The following is a 16418-nucleotide window of genomic DNA, read 5'->3' on the forward strand; positions in this document are numbered from 1 at the left end:
GCTACGCTCCGGCGTCCGGCATCTTCTCGCCCGCCTCGACCGCGAGGTCCAGCGAATTGTCGCGCACCGGCATGGGGCACGTCCCGTAGGCCGTGAAGGCGCTCGGGTAGTTGATGGCGCGGTTGAAGTCGAGGATCACGGTGCCGTCGGGTCGGGGCTTGGCCGTGGTGACCTTGCGCCAATCGTCGGTCGTGGAGCCGTTCGTCTCGTCGTGGAATGTGATGGTCAGGTCGCCGAGCTTGCCCTGCTCGGCTTGGAGCCGGTACTCGTGGCCATGGCGGTGGAACACGACCTCGCCCGCCGAGCGGTGGATGCCCTCGACCAGCGGGTTCGCCGTCGAGATAGGCACCTCCCGGGGCACGGGGTACGGCTCCCAACGAGCCTCGATGACCCACTCCGGCGCGTAGTCGAATACGGGGACGCCGCGGAACTCGGTGAGCGTGGGCGACTGCGAGTCGCGCGTGCGGATCGCGTACCGGCCGCCCCGCATCGCGAGCTCGACGACGATGCTCCCGTAGCGGACCCAGTTGAGGGACTCGTCCTCGGTCAGGTGCGCGCTGAACGTCCCGTCGACCGGATCGCCCTCCTCGTCGAACACGAGGCCCTCGTCCGCGTGGGCGGTGAGCACCGCGGCCTCGAGGCCGACTGATTCGGACGTGGACCACAGGCCCGGCACGAGCTCGACCGGCGAGGGGGTCGGCTCGAGCCACTGGAAGGAGGTCAGGGTCAGCCAGCCATGCTCCTCGGCCAGCGCGGTGTTGCGGTTCTCACGGAAACGCTGCCAGCGGGCGAGCAGCTGAGCGTCCTTGTCGGCGCCTTGAGCGATCGTGTCAGTCATGGTCCCAAGCATGCCGCGACGGGCGGCGTATGCCCAGAGTGGGTAATAGGGTGACGCAGAGAGTCCACGCACCCTTCTCAAGGAGGAACAGTGAGCGCGTCCGCCCGTCCGCCCCAGGCCGCAGCCGTCCACTCGGCCCGGACGGTGAGGGGAGCGGTGCTCGAGAGTATCGGCGCCGCGAGGCCCTACGCGGACAGCCGTCCCATCGCGGTGCGCGAGCTCGACCTCGAGGGGCCCGGTCCCGGAGAGGTCCTGCTGAAGATCGAGGCCGCCGGCATCTGCCACTCCGACCTCTCGGTGGTGGACGGGAATCGCCCACGACCGGTGCCGATGCTGCTCGGCCACGAGGCAGCAGGCCTCGTCGTCGAGTGCGGGGACGGTGTGGACGACCTCGAGCCTGGCCAGCGGGTCGTGCTCACGTTCCTGCCCCGCTGCGGCGAATGCCGGGAATGCCGGACCGAAGGCAGGCTCCCCTGTTCTCGGGGATCCCAGAGCAATGCGGCGGGCACTCTCCTCAGCGGGGCCACACGCCTCTCATCCGAAGGCACGCCCGTGGCCCACCATCTTGGCGTCTCGGGGTTCGCGACCCACGCGGTCGTCGACCGCCGCTCGCTCGTCCCGTTGGGCAGCGACGTCCCGCCCGAGATTGCAGCCCTCCTCGGGTGCGCCGTGCTCACGGGCGGGGGCGCGCTCCTCAACGCAGGCCGAGCGACGGCGGAGACGTCGGTCGCGGTCGTTGGGCTCGGGGGAGTCGGCATGGCCGGGCTGCTCACCGCGCTCGCGATCGGCTGCCGCCAGGTCGTCGCGGTCGACGCGGCGCCCCGCAAGCTCGAACTCGCGGCAGCCTGGGGTGCCCACGAGTGCCTCGAGCCCGCCGAGGCCGAGGAACGGGGAGTCCAGGCCGACCTCGTCCTCGAGGCCGCGGGGCATCCGCGGGCCTTCGAGACGGCCTATCGGCTCGTCGCTGCCGGCGGCACCCTGGTCACGGTCGGACTGCCGGCGCCGGGTGCCCTGTCCGAGATCGAGCCGCTCGCTCTGACGGCTGGCGCCCGCAGCGTGGTGGGGAGCTATCTCGGCTCCGCCGTGCCCGATCGGGACATCCCCGTCTTCGAGCAGATGTGGCGGGACGGGCGCCTTCCCCTCGAGCGGCTTGTGAGCGGTCGGATCGGACTCGATCAGGTCAACGAGGGCATGGATGCGCTCGCCGACGGCACCGCGCTGCGCCAGGTGATCGTCTTCTGAGGGCGTCCGTCCAGCGATCCGTTACGCGTGCCGCGTCTCGAGGACGGCGGCCACGCCGAAGGCCCCGAGCACCGTCCCGGTCACCCGGTCGATCCACGTGCGGAACTTCGGCCCCTCGAGCCATTTCCGGAAGAAGTGCGCGGCCGCGACGATGGCGATGAACCACACCACGGCCTCGACGTTGCTCACCACGGTCAGGAGGAGCCCCATCCACACCGGCGGGACGCCCGGCACGAGGAACTGGGGGATCACGGCGATGCAGAACATGCCGTACTTCGGGTTGAGGAGGTTCGAGACGAGGCCCTTCGCCCACCTTCGGCCCAGGGGCTCGTAGCTCAGGCGGGGGAGTCCGCGGATCGGCGCGCCGCCGTCGTCCGCCGCATTGCCCTTCCGGAAGGACGCGCGCCACAGGCTCACGCCGAGCCACACCATGTAGGCGGCGCCCGCGAGGCGGACGACGTCGTACGCGACGGTCGAGACGGTCAGGAGCGCCGAGACACCCGTCGCCGCGGCGACGCCCCACACGAACGCGCCCGAGGTCATGCCGAGCGCCGCGGCATACGCATGGCGGCGCCCCTGGCTGAGGGCATAGCGGAGGACGAGGGCGGTGTCGGTGCCGGGGATGATCGTGATAAGCGCCGCGAGCGCGGCGAACCCCAGCAGGGAATCATGGAGCGTCACGCTTCAAAGGTAGCGTGGGCGCTATGCCGAGTTTCCGCGCCGTCCTGCAGATTACGGGGCTCCGCCCGGGCCAGCCGCCAGAGCGGGTGCTCCAAGCCGCCGAGGAGGCGCTTGCTTCGAGGCATCTGGTCGAGGCGACGCGGCTGGACGTGGTGCGCGGGGTGCCGGAAATCACCCTCCGCTTCCTTGTCGAGGCAGCGACCGACGACGACGAAGCCGCCGCCGCGCGCGAATCGGCGCTTGCGATGCACGACGCCGTCGAGGACGTTGCGACGACCGGAGTGCTACGTGTCCTGCGGCAGCGGCGGGGCCGCTGGGTGCCGATCGGGATCTAGCCCGCTACGCCGGGCCCGCTAGCTTCGAGCCGTTGAGCAAGGCGAGGAGGTCGCACTCCTCGGCGTCGGTGAGGCCGGCGCCGTCGTGACCGCGGCCCCGCCCCTCGAGCCAGCCCAGGCTGTCGCGGAGCGTCTCAACGAGCGGGCGGAACGAGAGGCCGGCGGCTCGGGCGCGTGCGGTCGACGGCGTGCGCGTCCCGTACATCGAGTGGTCCGCGAACCACAGAGGCATCGAGCGGGGGCCCGCCCATTGGCCGACGCCGTTGGCGAGGAGCCAGTCCTCGGGGGCCGTCGCGGCCGTCGCGTCGCTCGCCGCGGCCTCTCTGGCCGCCTCGAGGTGGTCGGGGAGCGGGACCGCCGGGCCCGCCGCGTTGAAGATGCCGCGCGTCCGCCGCTCGGCGCAGTCCACGATCCAGCTGGCCAGGTCACGGACGTCGATCACCGCGGTGGGAAGCTCCGGTGCGTCCGGGACCAAGACGATCCCTGGCTTCGCGGGGTGGGCGAAGCGCCAGGGCCAATAGTCGGTGCGCCCGGTCGGATCTCCTGGGCCGGCGATCAGGCCTGGCCGGATGATGCACGAGCGGTCGGGGCCGAAACCGGCCAAGACGGCGTCCTCGCAGGCTGCCTTGGCCGGGCCGTAGTCCTCGGGCCCGCTCATCGTGTCCGCCTCGAGTGGTTGCAGCCGCTCGGCGGACTCGTCCGCTCCGGGCGATTCGTGCTCCGAGTAGACGCTCACGCTCGAGACGAACAGGTAATGGCCGGCCACGGGCTCAAGATCGCGGACCGCGCGCCGCACGTGGCCCGGCTCGCGGGCGACGTCGATCACCGCGTCCCAGCGCTCTGTCGCCAAGGGGAGGAGTGCGCCGTCCTCGTCCCGATCCGCGGCAACGTTCGCTGCGCCGTCGGGCACTCTCGTCCCGCGGGCCACGCACGTCACGTCATGGCCGCCTGAGACGGCCGCCGCAGCGACCTCGCCGCCGAGCCACCCAGTTCCGCCCAACACCAGAAGCTTCACACGAGCAGGCTTCCATCCCCGGCGCGTCCCGTCTATCCCATTTCCCTGCCGCGAGATTCGATCACCTGCGACCTCCTGGGCGCGCCCGGAAAACTTCGACTACGCCGCGGCTGCGACGAACACGTCCTCCATGTCACGCGTGAACAGCACGAACTCGACGAGTTCCACGGCCTTGGTCTCCGCCGCGTGCATGGCGTCGATGGCCGTGCGGGCCACGACGCGCGGATCCCAGCCGTAGACCCCCGCGGAGATCGCCGGGAAGGCGACGGACTTCGCGCCGAGGCGGTCGGCGACCGCGAGGCTCTCCGCGAAGGCCGAATGCAGCAGATCCTGGCTGCGCTGCCCGGCGTGCCAGTTGGGGCCGACCGTGTGGATGACCCAGCGGGCCGGCAGCCGGAACCCGGGGGTGGCGACGGCCTGGCCCACGGCCAGTCCGTCTCGATAGTCCTTGCGCCGCAGTTCCTCGCACGCGGCCAGCAGTTCCGGGCCGGCGGCCCGGTGGATGGCGCCGTCCACGCCGCCGCCGCCCAGGAGCGAGCTGTTGGCGGCATTGACGATCGCGTCGACGTGGCGCGTGGTGATGTCACCCGTGACGATGTCGATCTTCATGGGACCAGTGTGGCCCACAAGCGGGAGCCAGCCAATGGCCTCCCCCACGGCTTCGCTGAGAGTCATGACTCGACGGTGAGGTGTTTTGACTGAATGTGTCAAGCGTTTGAGAGGTGCAGTTCAGACGAGCGAGCCGGCCCAAGGCTCAGGCCGGCGTCTCCTTGAGCTCGAGGCGGCTCCGGAACTCGGTCTCACGTCCGGTGAGCGGATCGCGGAAGCGGATCGCGCGAGCGAGGAGCTGGAGCGGCCGCGTGTAGTCGTCCGGCGCCTTGTCGAGGAGCACGGGATAGAACGGGTCGTTGAGGATTCCGGCCCCGAGCCCGGCCATGTGCACGCGCAGCTGGTGGGTCTTGCCCGTGTGCGGTTCGAGCCGGAACAGCGCCTTGAGTGCGGGGCGACCGTCCCCGCCGTCGTTCGTTGTTGCCGCCCGCACGAGCTCGACGCGCGTCTCCGCGTTCGGTTCGCCCTCGACGACCTCGGCGAGCAGGTAGTCGCGGGACTTGACCATACGGTTGCGCACGGTGACGGGCGCCTCGAACCGCTGGGCATCGCTCACGAGGGAGACGCACTCGTACTCCTTCTGCACCTTGCGCCGCTCGAAGAGCACCTGGTACTTCCCCCGGGTCTCGGGATTGACGGCGAAGAGGAGCACGCCGGCCGTCATGCGGTCGAGGCGGTGGATGGGCACGAGGTCGGGGAGGTCGAGCTCGTTCCGGAGCCGGACGAGCGCGGACTCCTGGATGTACGTGCCGCCGGGCGTCGTGGGGAGGAAATGCGGCTTGTCTACCACCACGATGTGCTCGTCGCGGTGCAGGACGCTCAGCTCGACGGGGAGCCGCTCCTCGGTCGGGAGGGTCCGGTAGTACCAGATGAACGTGTGCTCATCGAGAGCGGTGCGCCGATCCAGGGGCGAGCCGTCCGCCGCGACGATCTCGCCGTCGTCGAACCTCTGGTAGATCCCCTCCGGATCGATGTGCCCCCAGCGGTGCAGCATGTAGTCGAGCGCGGTCGCCCACGGACCCTCCTCGGGCAGGCGCAGGCGCGTCGCGTTGACACCGTCGCGCACGGGGAGAGGGGATTTCATCACCACTTAAGGGTAAGGGCGGGCGGCCAGAGGGGGTCGCCAGAGGAGCCGGCCAGAGGGGTCGGCCGGTGAGGGGCGCCGACTCGCCAGAATGCGGACGCCGACAGCATGCGCAGGTCTGGCTCGGGTATTGTCTGGCGCTGAGTAGTCCCCCAGGCTCACAGTATCCGGCGTCGCGTACGAGCCCCGATCCGTCTGGAGTGCCCGCATGCCCCCGTTCTCCACCGAACCCGGCGACCTCGGCTCGCCTCCCACAGGTCCGGCCGCCGAGCTCCGCGCCGACGTCCGCCGCGTCTCGACGCTCCTGGGCGAGTCGCTCGTCCGCCAGCACGGGCCCGAGCTCCTGCGCCTCGTCGAGGAGGTCCGGCTGCTCACGAAGGAGTCCAAGGAGGCGGCGCGCGGCGGCGCGGGCGCGCTCGGACCGTGGAACGCGGCCGACGTCGCCGCCCAGGTCCGCGAGCTGCTCGCCTCCCTGCCGCTCGACGAGGCGACAGAGCTGGTGCGCGCCTTCGCGTTCTACTTCCACCTCGCGAACGCCGCGGAGCAGCTGCACCGCGTCCGCGAGCTGGGATCGCGGCCCGAGGACGAAGGGTGGCTCGCCGCGGCGGTGCGCGACATCGCCGAGCAGGCTGGGCCGGGCGTGCTCCAGGACGTCGCGGAGGCGCTCGACGTGCGTCCCGTGTTCACGGCCCACCCGACCGAGGCCTCCCGGCGTTCCGTGCTCGACAAGCTGCACGCCGTCTCGAACATCCTCTCCGTCCCGTCCGCTGAGGGCACCACGCTGCGCCGGCGCCAGGATCGTCATCTCGCCGAGATCATCGACCAGATGTGGCAGACGGACGAGCTGCGCCAGGTGCGCCCGAGCCCCGTGGACGAGGCGCGGAACGCCGTCTACTACCTCGGGCAGATCCTCGCGGGGCCGCTCCCCGAGGTGCTCGACGACCTCGCGGGCCTCCTCGCGGAGCACGGCGTGAAGCTGCCCGCGAGCAAGTCGCCGCTGCGCTTCGGCTCGTGGATCGGCGGCGACCGGGACGGGAACCCCAACGTCACGCCCGAGGTCACGCGGGAGATCCTGGGCCTGCAGGGCCAGCAGGCCATCCGGATCGCGGTGCAGCTCGTCGACGAGCTCATCAGCATGCTCTCGAACTCGACCGCGCTCGCGGGCGTCGAACAGGAGCTCCTCGACTCCATCGAGGCGGATCTCGCGAAGCTGCCGGGCCTGGACCGCCGCGTCCTCGAGCTCAACGCCCAGGAGCCGTACCGGCTCAAGCTCACCTGCATCAAGGCGAAGCTGCTCAACACGGGCCGCCGCATCTCTGCGGGCACGCTGCACGAGCCCGGCCGCGACTACGCCGCGACCTCGCAGCTCGCCGAGGACCTTGCCATCCTCGAACGATCCTTGCGCGTGCACGCGGCCCAGCTGGCGGCCGACGGCGTCATGGCCACCGCGCGCCGCGTCGTCGCCTCGTTCGGGCTGCACCTCATGACGCTCGACATCCGCGAGCACGCCGATTACCACCACGAGGCCGTCGGGCTGCTGCTCGACCCGCTCGGCGAACTCTCGCGCCCCTACCTCGAGCTCCCGCGCGCCGAGCGGCGCCGCGTGCTCGCGCTCGAACTGGGGAGCCGCCGCCCGCTGTCCGGGCACCCCATCGAGCTGCCGGGCCACGCCGCGCGCGTGTACGAGACGATGCGCGTGATCCGCCAGGCCCGCCGCGTGTACGGGCCGGACGTCATCGAGACGTACATCGTGTCGATGACGCGCGGCGCCGACGACGTCCTCGCGCCTGCGCTGCTGGCCCGCGAGGCCGGCCTGGTGCGCCTCTTCGGCGACGCGACATACGCCCACATCGGCTTCGCCCCGCTGCTCGAGACCGTGGAGGAGCTGCGCTCCTCGGCCGAGATCATCGACCAGCTGCTCTCCGAGCCCGCGTACCGCGAGATCGTTCGGCTCCGCGGCGACGTCCAGGAGGTCATGCTCGGCTACTCGGACTCCAACAAGGAGTCCGGCGTGCTCACGAGCCAGTGGGAGATCCACAAGACGCAGCGCAAGCTGCGCGACGTGGCCGCGCGGCACGGCGTGCGTCTCCGCCTGTTCCACGGCCGCGGCGGCTCCGTGGGCCGCGGCGGCGGGCCCACGTACGAGGCGATCATGGCCCAGCCCAACGGCGTCCTCGAAGGCGAGATCAAGTTCACCGAGCAGGGCGAGGTGATCAGCGACAAGTACTCGCTTCCCGAGCTCGCGCGGGAGAACCTCGAACTCTCGCTCGCCGCCGTCATGCGCGGCACGGCGCTCCACCGCGCCCCGCGCACCACCGACGACGAGCGCGAGCGCTACGCCGAGCTCATGGACCTCATCTCCGATGCCGCGTTCGCGCGGTACCGGAAGCTCATCGACCATCCGGACCTGCCCGCGTACTTCGTCGCCTCGACGCCGGTCGAGCAGCTCGGCCAGCTCAACATCGGATCGCGTCCGTCGAAGCGGCCGGACTCCGGGGCAGGGCTCGAGGGCCTGCGCGCCATTCCGTGGGTGTTCGGCTGGACCCAGTCGCGGCAGATCATCCCGGGCTGGTTCGGCGTGGGCTCGGGCCTGCGGGCTGCGCGCGAGGCCGGGAAGGACGCCGAGCTGCGCGAGCTGCAGGAGCGCTGGCCGTTCTTCCGGTCCGTAATCTCCAACGTCGAGATGACCATCGCGAAGACGGACCTCGAGATCGCCTCGCACTACGTCTCGACCCTCGTGCCGCCGGAGCTGCACCACCTCTTCGAGACGATCCGCGCCGAGTACGAGCTCACGGTCACCGAGATCGAGCGGCTCACGGGGGAGGCCGAGCTTCTCGACGCCTCCCCGACGCTCAAGCGCACGCTCGAGATCCGGGACCAGTACCTCGACCCGATCAGCTACCTCCAGGTCGAGCTCCTGCGCCGCATCCGCGAGGCAGGCATCACGGGGGCCGAGGTCGACGAGCGGCTCCAGCGCGCGCTGCTCATCACGATCAACGGCGTCGCGGCCGGCCTCCGCAACACGGGCTGACCAAAGCCGTCTGGACTCTTGCTGTCGCTTCGGGCCGCGCTCAAGCTGGAAGTGGCGGACTGGTGCTTCGGACCGTAGCGGGCGGACCGGCTCATCAGCCCGCCCCCACTGTGGCACTGAGAGGAAGGACAACAGGAGAAATGTCTGACCTGACGAAGTGGTTCGACCAGCGGCGCAGTCCATTCGAGATCCTGGACCGGCTCTTCCAAGGCGAGGCCGCGGGCACCGAGATCAGGGTCGAGCAAGTGATCGACAGCGACGCACTCGTGGTCCGCGCGGAGCTGCCCGGCATCGACCCGGACCAAGACGTGGACGTGAGCATCTCCGAGGGCGCCCTGCACATCAAGGCCCGCCGCGAGGAGAAGATCGAGTACAAGGAGCGCGGCAGCTACCGCTCCGAGTTCCGGTACGGCTCGTTCTCGCGGACGCTCCCGCTTCCCGAGGGCACCACGCAGGACGACGTGACCGCAACCTACAAGGACGGCGTTCTCGAGGTGCGGGTTCCGATCCCGCCAGAGGCCGCGCCAGCGGCGCCGGCCACGAAAATCAACGTTACGCGCACCTGATTTATCTCCGCCGGTGCTGACAGCGTCTGGGGGCGTTGGCATACTGGGCACCGGGAGGAGATTTGGAAGCCCTCGGAGACGGAGACAAAGGATCGATCTTCCCCGATTCGGCCGCGAGCCGGATCGAGGACTTATTGCGGCAGTTCGTGGGTCGCGCCCATGAACTGCTCGAGACCCAGGAACGCATGCGTGGCCTGCTCTCCGCCGTCGTGTCCTTGGCGGAGGACCTCGACCTCGAGGCGGTTCTGGACCGCGTCGTGACTTCGGCGCGCGAGCTGGTGCGTGCCAAATACGCGGCGCTGGGCGTCCTCGCTCCCGAGGGCACGGCCCTGAGCCATTTCGTGACGGTCGGAATGTCCGAAGAGCTCACGCGGCTGATCGGCCCGCGACCCACCGGGCTCGGGATGCTCGGTCTGCTCATTCACGATCCCCACGCGATCCGGCTCCACGACCTCGGCACGCATCCCGATTCGGCCGGCTTCCCGGCCCACCACCCGCCCATGAAGACGTTCCTCGGCGTCCCGATCCGCGTGCGCGACGAGGTCTTCGGGAACCTCTATCTGACCGAGAAGGTCGACGGCGAGGACTTCAACGCCGAGGACGAGGACCTCGTGGTGGCGCTCGCCGCGGCGGCCGGCGTCGCGATCGAGAACGCGCGGCTCTTCGACGACACGGCCCGGCGGCAGCGCTGGCTCGAGTCGAGCATGGAGGTTGCCGGCGCTCTCCTCGACGTCGAGGACCTCGACCACGCGGTACAGGGCGTTTCGAGGCGCGCGCTCGAGCTCTCCAACGCCAACCTTGCCGCCGTCATCAAGCCGTGGGGAACCGATTCGGAGCTCGAATGGGGCGCCGTGGTGGGGGACGCGCGCGCCGCGATCGACGACGCCGGACTGGCCGCCGCCGTCGACCTCGCCGCCGGGGTGGCCGAATCGGGCAAGCCGCTCGTCGCGGAGGGCTCGGAGGTGTTCGCGCACGAGCTCATCCGGCAGATCCTGTTCGTGCCGTTCGGGCATGGCGGCCAGGACCGCGGCGCGCTGCTGCTCGCGCGGAGCGCCGGGACGGAGGGATTCCACGCGGTGGACCTGGAGATGGCGCCCGTCTACTGTTCGTACGCTTCGCTCGCGCTCCAGGTGGCGCGTTCGCACCGCCTCCGCGAGGAGCTGCTCGTCTTCACCGACCGGGACCGGATCGCCCGCGACCTCCACGATGTGGTGATCCAGCGCCTGTTCGCCGCGGGGCTCAGCCTCCAGGGCCTGAGGCGGTTCCTGCCGCTGGGTGGTGCGCAGGAGAAGGTCGGGCACATCACGTCCGAGCTCGATGACACGATCTCCGCCCTCCGGAGCACGATCTACTCGCTCAACGAGGCGCGGACGCAGGACAGCCTGAGCGTGCGGCTGGTGCGCGTAGTCCAGGAGGGCACGGGGTCGCTGCCCTCCGCGCCGCGCGTCGAGCTCATCGGGCCGATCGACACGGCCGTCCCGCCCGAGGTCGCCGACCAGGCGCTCGCCGTCCTCACCGAGGGCGTCTCCAATGCTGTCCGGCACGCTGACGCCGACTCCGTCTGGGTCACGGCGGGTGTCGCGAACGGCGAGTTCGAGCTCGTCGTCGAGGACGACGGCAAGGGCATCGGCCCCACAACCCGCCGCAGCGGGCTCAAGAACGTCCAGGAGCGCGCGGCCGCGCTCGGCGGCGCCTTCGAGGTGGGGCCAGGGGACGACGGCGGAACGCGGCTTCGCTGGTCCGTGCCGCTTCCGCGTTAGTGACCGGCTTGGTCAGCGCGCCGTTCGGGCCCTCGCGATGAACAGGGCGGCCTGCGTGCGCCGCTCGTAGCCGAGCTTGGCGAGCAGCGACGAGACGTAGTTCTTGACCGTCTTCTCGGCGAGGAACAGCTTCTCCGCGATCTCCCGGTTCGTGAGCCCCTGGCCGATGAACTCGAGGACGCGCCGCTCCTGCGGGCTCAGGAGCTGGAGCCGAGGGTCCGTCTCGAGCTTCGGCTCGCTCGGGGTCAGACCCTCGAGGATCTTGGCCTTGGCTACCGGGTCGAAGAGCGACTCCCCGGCCGCGGCCCGGCGCAGCGCCGTCACGAGCTCGGTTCCGCGGATCTCCTTGAGCACGTAGCCGCTCGCGCCCGCGAGGACCGCGCCGCGGAGGGATTGCTCGTCGTCGTAGCTCGTGAGCATGACGCAGTGCAGCGACGGATCCACGGCGTGGACGTCCCGGCAGACCTCGATTCCCGTGCCGTCCGGCAGCCGGACGTCGAGGACGGCGACGTCAGGGCGGAGGGCCGGGATGCGGCGCGCGGCTTCCGCGGCGCTCCCGGAGGTCCCCACGACCTCGAAGCCTTCGTCCTCGAGCAGCTCCTGGAGCCCTCGGCGCACTAGCTCGTGGTCGTCCAGAATGAACACACGCATCTGCACGGGGCTGGTGCCCTCGAGCTGCTCGTGCTCCTCGTCGTGTCGCGTGGCCTGGTACACGGCTTCCCCCTGCTCGGTCGATGCCTTTTTCACGCTTGGTTGGTACATTCTGGGCCCCCTCAGGGGCCGTGACTAGGGGCCTAAGGGCTCATCTCACTTTTTTCCATTCTGTGTCACAGGCTCTTCACTGCTGTGAGTCGTACGCTGGCGGTATCGCGGCAGAGGGGCTATGGCCGCGCCGGTTCGTAACTGGAGGTTGCGATGGTTCGCCTGGGTGGACCGGGAATGGGCCTGCTGTGGCTCGTTCCCCTGTTCGCGCTCATCATCATTGCCCTGCTCGTGGTGATTGCCGTCCGGGTCTTCACCTCGGCGCAGTGGCACTCCCGTCAGCACGGCAAGGTTCCGCCGGGCGTTCCGCCGGGGCCCTACGGGGCGTATGGACCGTACGCACCGTACGGCACGGTGCCGCCCGGTCAGCCGGTGCCTCCCGGCCAGCCGGTACCTCCTGGCCAGCCCGGGCAGGTCCCGCCGATGCCGGGCCACGCGCCCGGGCCGTTCCCGCCGGGACCGTTCCCGCCTGGCACCGTTCCGCCTCAGCCAGAGGCTGCGGGGCCGGGGTCACCCGGACCCGCGGCGCCGTCTGGCGTGGCCCCGTCTCGCGCGACGCCGGCCAGCACGACGCCGGCCAGCACGACGCCGGCCGGCGTGAGCCGCGCCCAGCAGATCCTCGACGAGCGCCTCGCGAGCGGCGAGATCTCGCCTGAGGTCTACCGGGAGCTCAAGCAGGCGCTCGGCGAGTAGGCGGCGGGCCGCAGCGGCCGCGCCATAGCAGCCGGGCCGGACGGGTTCCGGCCCGGCTGCTCTGCGCTGATCTCCAAGCGGGGTGCCGCCTTCGCCCTCCGGCCGCAAGGCATCGACGTACCGGAACCCCTCGCCGCCCCGCGCGGCAGCCGACAGACCGGAATCGCACCGACGCAAAAAACATCCTTGACAAATAAGTTTGTCGGTGGCCACACTTGAGGCATGCAAGACGTCGTCGTGATCGAGGATGCGGCCGCAGCCGCCACGAGTCTGGACCCGCTCAGGGCGAGTCTGCTGCGCGAGCTGGCAACGCCGTCGTCGGCCGCTGGGCTCGCCGCCAGGGTGGGCCTCCCGCGCCAGAAGATCAACTACCACCTGCGCTCGCTCGAGGACCACGGGCTCGTGGAACTCGTCGAGGAGCGGCGCAAGGGGAACGTCATGGAGCGGATCGTGCAGGCCACGGCCGCCGCGTACGTCATCTCGCCCGTGGCCCTCGCCGCGGTGGAGCCGGATCCCGCGCGCTTCCGCGACCGCTTCAGCGCGTACTGGCTCCTTGCGCTCGCCTCGCGCATGGTCCGCGAGGTCGGGCGGCTGCTCGTGGGGGCGAGCGCTGCGAAGCAGGAGCTCGCCACGTACGCGGTCGACGGCGAAATCACCTTCGCGTCCGCGGCCTCCCGGGCGGCGTTCGCCGAGGAGCTGGGCGCCGAGGTGACCAGGCTTGCCGCGAAGTACCACGATTCCCAGACGCCGGGCGGGCGGGAGCACCGCCTCGTCGTCGCCCTCCACCCCAGCTTGAAGGACCCCACCCCTCAAGGGGCCAACCTGCACGAGGCCGGCCCCACATCGACAACAGCAGCAACCGGCACACCGCACCAGGAGATCAAGCCATGAACCACGAATTCGAAATCGTCCAGGACGTCGTCATCAGGGCCACCCCGGAGCAGATCTGGAAGGCCGTCACCGAGGACACCCCGGCGTGGATGTTCCCCACGGCCCAGTGGCCGGCGGTGCGCACCGTCGACGAGTTCCCGACCCACCTCGTCTCGCGCATGGAGGGGCCGGACGGCTGGTACAACCAGCTCGAGCACGTGCTCACCCCGGGCCCGGACGGCACGCACCTCCATTACGTCCACTCCGGCGTCATGACCGACGATTGGGAGCAGCAGTACGACGGCGCCGCGAAGCACACCGTCTTCTACCTCCACACGCTCGGCGAGTACCTCACCCGCTTCGACGGCCGCGCGGTCGCGTTCAGCGACGTGCGCGGGCCGGACGCCTCCGAGGGCGCCGACGCGTTCGAGAAGCTGGTCGCCTACCTCGGGCTCTCCGACGCCATGATCGGCGAGGTCCGCGAGCTCGAGCTTCCCGTAGTCGGCCTGGTGCCCGTGACCATGGACTTCCGGAACGAGAACTTCCTGGGCCTCCGCGCACCCGACGCGCTCATCCGGGTGTTCGGCCGCAACGCGTTCGGCGACCGTGTGGGCCTCACGGTCCACGACTTCTCCCTCGATTCCGCGGGCGACGCCGAGCGGGAGGCCCGCGGCGAGCAGAACGCCGCGGCCTGGACCGAGTGGCTCGAGAGGGTCTACGCGGGCTGAGGGCCCGCGGCCGCTACCCGTGGCCGACCCATCCCCTCGCGGCAACGGAAGCCACTCTGAACTGCCCGGCGCGCTGGCCAGATCCGCGTGAGAGGATGTCGCGCGGCCGTAGGGATCGGGCCGTAGGGATCGACGAGGAACGGAGTGCGGATGCGCGCGATAGTCATGGGACAGCTTGCCGGGCCGCTCGAGGTCCGCGATGTCGACGAGCCTCAGGCACCGGCCGGCGGCGCGGTGATCACAGTCGTCGCCACCGGGCTGTGCCGCAGCGACTGGCATGCCTGGGCCGGCCACGACGACATCGCCTTGCCCCACGTTCCCGGCCACGAGTTCGCGGGCGTCATCTCCGAGGTCGGGGCCGGGGTGGCCAAGTGGTCGGTCGGCGACCGCGTGACGGCTCCTTTCGTCGAGGGCTGCGGGACGTGCGAATGGTGCCTCGCGGGCAACGCGCAGGTCTGTCCCGATCAGCAGCAGCCTGGGTTCACGCATTGGGGCTCGTTCGCCGAGCGCGTCGTGATCCACGCGGCGGACACGAACCTCGTGGCGATTCCCGAGGGCGTGAGCTTCGAGGCGGCCGCGAGCCTGGGCTGCCGCTTCGCGACCGCGTACCGCGCGCTCACGAGCCGGGCCCGTCTCGCAGCGGATGAATGGGTCACGGTGGTCGGGGCCGGTGGCGTGGGGCTCAGCGCGGTCATGATCGCCAAGGCACTCGGCGGGAGGGTCATCGCCGTCGACCGCAACGCCGCCGCCCTCGCGGCAGCCGCCTCGCTCGGCGCCGACCACGTGCTGGTGGCCGACGGATCCGACGTTCCGGCCCAGGTCCACGCGCTGACCGGCGGCGGCAGCCACATTGCCCTGGACGCGGTGGGAAGCGAGCAGACGAGCTCCGACGCGATCCTGAGCCTGCGCCGGCGCGGGCGGCACGTGCAGATCGGCCTCCTGCCGCCCGTCGAGGGCCACCCACGGGTGCCGATGTCGCGCGTCATCGCGTGGGAGCTCGACGTATTCGGCAGCCACGGCATGGCCGCCGCAGACTACCCGGGCATGCTCGCCCTGATCGACTCGGGCGTGCTTGAGCCGCAGAGCCTCGGCGAGCGGGTCATCGGGCTCGACGAGGCCGCTGCTCTCCTGCCGCGCTTCGACACGGCGACGGTCGCGGGCATGACGATGATCGACCCGACGCTCTAGGGCGCCGGCTGGCCGCTCTGGGCTCCGGCGGGAAACGTGCGCTATCGCGCCGAGAGCGGACACATGCTGCGAGAGCGCACGTTTTGGCGCGGGGAAGAGTGCGCCCTCGCAGGAAACGTGCGTTCTCGCGGGAACCGTGCGCTCTCGCGACGGAGGCGTCTACGGTGCCGGCTGGCAGCTTGGGCAGTAGTAGATGTCCCGTTCGCGCTGCTCCACCGGCCACGTTCCGGGCGCAGCTTCGGCCGGCTCGCCGAGCGTCGCGTGCACGATCCGCGTCCGGCAGCGCTTGCACGGCTGCCCCGCCCGGCCGTAGACCCAGGAGTCGTCGCGCGGGCCGAAGCCGCCGGTCGTGTTCCGCGACGGGCGGGCCCGGTTGACCTCGAGCAGTCGGCGCGCGGTCGCGACCATCTTGGGGAGGTCGGCGACCGCCGCGACGGGCGCTGCCGGATGCACCCGCGCGAGGAAGCACAGCTCGTTCCGATAGATGTTCCCGATGCCCGCAAGGTTGCGCTGGTCGAGGAGCGCGAGGCCGATCGCCCTGTCCGGTCGCGCGCGCAGGTTCGCCTCGGCCCGGTCCGCGTCCCAATCTTCACCGAGCAGGTCGGGTCCCAAATGGCCGACGACGCGGCCCTCCTCCGCGGTAGGCATCACCTCGAGCACCCCGAGGGAGAAGCCGACGGCGCTCGTGCCGTCCTCGGCCCGCAGCACCACGCGCGCGGTGTGCGCCGGTTTCCGCCAGCGCTCGCCAGGCGCGTAGACGTGCCAGCTCCCCTCCATCTTGAGATGCGAGTGGATGCTGAGCGGTTCGTCGGCCTGGTCAGGGGGAGGGGCCAGTCGGTGCAGGAGGTGCTTGCCGCGCGACGCGACCTCGAGCACGGTCCAGCCGGAGAGATCGAGGGTCGCGAGGGACGGCACGCGGAAGTCCGACGCGGCGAGGCGCTTCCCGGCGAGGCCCGCGTGCAGGCGCACGGCCGCCTGCCAGACGTTGTCGCCCTCAGGCATGGTGCGCCTCAGGC

16 protein-coding genes are annotated in these 16418 nt (G+C 70.9%); 9 read left to right on the top strand and 7 right to left on the bottom strand.

Translation table 11 applies throughout. The features are described from left to right. Position 1: 1 nt before the first annotated feature. Complete coding sequence (locus E6A26_RS06200; protein WP_136610331.1) at positions 2 to 838, bottom strand: DUF1684 domain-containing protein; 837 nt, start codon at positions 836 to 838, stop codon at positions 2 to 4. A gap of 90 nt (positions 839 to 928) precedes the next feature. Here E6A26_RS06200 and E6A26_RS06205 point away from each other — a divergent pair, with 90 nt between their 5' ends. Further along, on the top strand, positions 929 to 2080 hold the full coding sequence (locus E6A26_RS06205; protein ID WP_234865127.1) for an alcohol dehydrogenase catalytic domain-containing protein: 1152 nt from the start codon (positions 929 to 931) through the stop codon (positions 2078 to 2080). 21 nt (positions 2081 to 2101) lie between these two features. Here the strand turns inward: E6A26_RS06205 and E6A26_RS06210 are convergent, their stop codons facing one another. After that, entirely contained in the window at positions 2102 to 2761 is a 660-nt protein-coding gene (locus E6A26_RS06210; protein ID WP_136610332.1) for a LysE family translocator, read from the bottom strand. 23 nt (positions 2762 to 2784) lie between these two features. Here E6A26_RS06210 and E6A26_RS06215 point away from each other — a divergent pair, with 23 nt between their 5' ends. Continuing rightward, entirely contained in the window at positions 2785 to 3096 is a 312-nt protein-coding gene (locus E6A26_RS06215) for a hypothetical protein (protein WP_136610333.1), read from the top strand. A 4-nt stretch (positions 3097 to 3100) separates the two neighbouring features. Here the strand turns inward: E6A26_RS06215 and E6A26_RS06220 are convergent, their stop codons facing one another. The 3 genes from E6A26_RS06220 to E6A26_RS06230 all read right to left on the bottom strand — a co-directional run bounded on the left by E6A26_RS06220 (position 3101) and on the right by E6A26_RS06230 (position 5804). Next, positions 3101 to 4111 carry an NAD-dependent epimerase/dehydratase family protein gene (locus E6A26_RS06220; protein ID WP_136610334.1) on the bottom strand — a complete coding sequence of 337 codons (1011 nt, stop codon included), beginning with the start codon at positions 4109 to 4111 and terminating at the stop codon, positions 3101 to 3103. 99 nt (positions 4112 to 4210) lie between these two features. Further along, positions 4211 to 4720, bottom strand: a complete 510-nt coding sequence (locus E6A26_RS06225) for an O-acetyl-ADP-ribose deacetylase (protein ID WP_136610500.1) — start codon at positions 4718 to 4720, stop codon at positions 4211 to 4213. A gap of 145 nt (positions 4721 to 4865) precedes the next feature. Continuing rightward, entirely contained in the window at positions 4866 to 5804 is a 939-nt protein-coding gene (locus E6A26_RS06230) for a pseudouridine synthase (RefSeq protein WP_136610501.1), read from the bottom strand. A 208-nt stretch (positions 5805 to 6012) separates the two neighbouring features. On the opposite strand from E6A26_RS06230, the gene ppc reads away from it, so the two are divergent. The 3 genes from ppc to E6A26_RS06245 all read left to right on the top strand — a co-directional run bounded on the left by ppc (position 6013) and on the right by E6A26_RS06245 (position 11161). Continuing rightward, positions 6013 to 8835, top strand: coding sequence for a phosphoenolpyruvate carboxylase (ppc, locus tag E6A26_RS06235; protein WP_136610335.1), 2823 nt, complete (start codon positions 6013 to 6015; stop codon positions 8833 to 8835). A 140-nt stretch (positions 8836 to 8975) separates the two neighbouring features. Then, the gene (locus E6A26_RS06240) at positions 8976 to 9401 is read left to right on the top strand and encodes an Hsp20/alpha crystallin family protein (RefSeq protein WP_136610336.1); all 426 of its coding nucleotides are present in this window, start codon (positions 8976 to 8978) and stop codon (positions 9399 to 9401) included. A 62-nt stretch (positions 9402 to 9463) separates the two neighbouring features. Then, a complete protein-coding gene (locus tag E6A26_RS06245) occupies positions 9464 to 11161 on the top strand; it encodes a GAF domain-containing sensor histidine kinase (RefSeq protein WP_234865128.1) in 1698 nt (565 codons plus the stop codon). 12 nt (positions 11162 to 11173) lie between these two features. On the opposite strand, the gene E6A26_RS06250 is transcribed toward E6A26_RS06245, so the two are convergent. Further along, positions 11174 to 11812 carry a response regulator gene (locus E6A26_RS06250; RefSeq protein WP_136610503.1) on the bottom strand — a complete coding sequence of 213 codons (639 nt, stop codon included), beginning with the start codon at positions 11810 to 11812 and terminating at the stop codon, positions 11174 to 11176. 288 nt (positions 11813 to 12100) lie between these two features. Between E6A26_RS06250 and E6A26_RS17725 the strand changes: the two genes are divergently transcribed. From E6A26_RS17725 to E6A26_RS06270, 4 genes are all read left to right on the top strand, one after another. Continuing rightward, positions 12101 to 12616 (top strand): SHOCT domain-containing protein, encoded by a 516-nt coding sequence (locus tag E6A26_RS17725; protein WP_211128981.1) that lies wholly within the window; start codon positions 12101 to 12103, stop codon positions 12614 to 12616. A 222-nt stretch (positions 12617 to 12838) separates the two neighbouring features. Beyond that, complete coding sequence (locus E6A26_RS06260) at positions 12839 to 13507, top strand: winged helix-turn-helix domain-containing protein (protein WP_136610337.1); 669 nt, start codon at positions 12839 to 12841, stop codon at positions 13505 to 13507. Beyond that, positions 13504 to 14214, top strand: coding sequence for an SRPBCC family protein (locus tag E6A26_RS06265; protein WP_136610338.1), 711 nt, complete (start codon positions 13504 to 13506; stop codon positions 14212 to 14214). Before E6A26_RS06260 ends, E6A26_RS06265 begins: the two co-directional genes overlap by 4 nt. A gap of 150 nt (positions 14215 to 14364) precedes the next feature. Continuing rightward, positions 14365 to 15402, top strand: a complete 1038-nt coding sequence (locus tag E6A26_RS06270) for a zinc-binding dehydrogenase (RefSeq protein ID WP_136610339.1) — start codon at positions 14365 to 14367, stop codon at positions 15400 to 15402. A 159-nt stretch (positions 15403 to 15561) separates the two neighbouring features. On the opposite strand, the gene E6A26_RS06275 is transcribed toward E6A26_RS06270, so the two are convergent. Then, positions 15562 to 16404, bottom strand: a complete 843-nt coding sequence (locus E6A26_RS06275; RefSeq protein WP_136610340.1) for a DNA-formamidopyrimidine glycosylase family protein — start codon at positions 16402 to 16404, stop codon at positions 15562 to 15564. Positions 16405 to 16418: the final 14 nt, after the last annotated feature.

It is taken from the genome of Sinomonas albida, assembly GCF_004919045.1.
GTDB lineage: Bacteria > Actinomycetota > Actinomycetes > Actinomycetales > Micrococcaceae > Sinomonas > Sinomonas albida.

Excerpts from the sequence above, each read along its gene's own strand:
- E6A26_RS06200 (WP_136610331.1), bottom strand. The coding sequence starts at position 838 with ATGACTGACACGATCGCTCAAGGCGCCGACAAGGACGCTCAGCTGCTC.
- E6A26_RS06215 (WP_136610333.1), top strand. The coding sequence starts at position 2,785 with ATGCCGAGTTTCCGCGCCGTCCTGCAGATTACGGGGCTCCGCCCGGGC.
- E6A26_RS06225 (WP_136610500.1), bottom strand. The coding sequence starts at position 4,720 with ATGAAGATCGACATCGTCACGGGTGACATCACCACGCGCCACGTCGAC.
- E6A26_RS06230 (WP_136610501.1), bottom strand. The coding sequence starts at position 5,804 with ATGAAATCCCCTCTCCCCGTGCGCGACGGTGTCAACGCGACGCGCCTG.
- ppc (WP_136610335.1), top strand. The coding sequence starts at position 6,013 with ATGCCCCCGTTCTCCACCGAACCCGGCGACCTCGGCTCGCCTCCCACA.
- E6A26_RS06240 (WP_136610336.1), top strand. The coding sequence starts at position 8,976 with ATGTCTGACCTGACGAAGTGGTTCGACCAGCGGCGCAGTCCATTCGAG.
- E6A26_RS06250 (WP_136610503.1), bottom strand. The coding sequence starts at position 11,812 with ATGCGTGTGTTCATTCTGGACGACCACGAGCTAGTGCGCCGAGGGCTC.
- E6A26_RS17725 (WP_211128981.1), top strand. The coding sequence starts at position 12,101 with ATGGGCCTGCTGTGGCTCGTTCCCCTGTTCGCGCTCATCATCATTGCC.
- E6A26_RS06260 (WP_136610337.1), top strand. The coding sequence starts at position 12,839 with ATGCAAGACGTCGTCGTGATCGAGGATGCGGCCGCAGCCGCCACGAGT.
- E6A26_RS06265 (WP_136610338.1), top strand. The coding sequence starts at position 13,504 with ATGAACCACGAATTCGAAATCGTCCAGGACGTCGTCATCAGGGCCACC.
- E6A26_RS06270 (WP_136610339.1), top strand. The coding sequence starts at position 14,365 with ATGCGCGCGATAGTCATGGGACAGCTTGCCGGGCCGCTCGAGGTCCGC.
- E6A26_RS06275 (WP_136610340.1), bottom strand. The coding sequence starts at position 16,404 with ATGCCTGAGGGCGACAACGTCTGGCAGGCGGCCGTGCGCCTGCACGCG.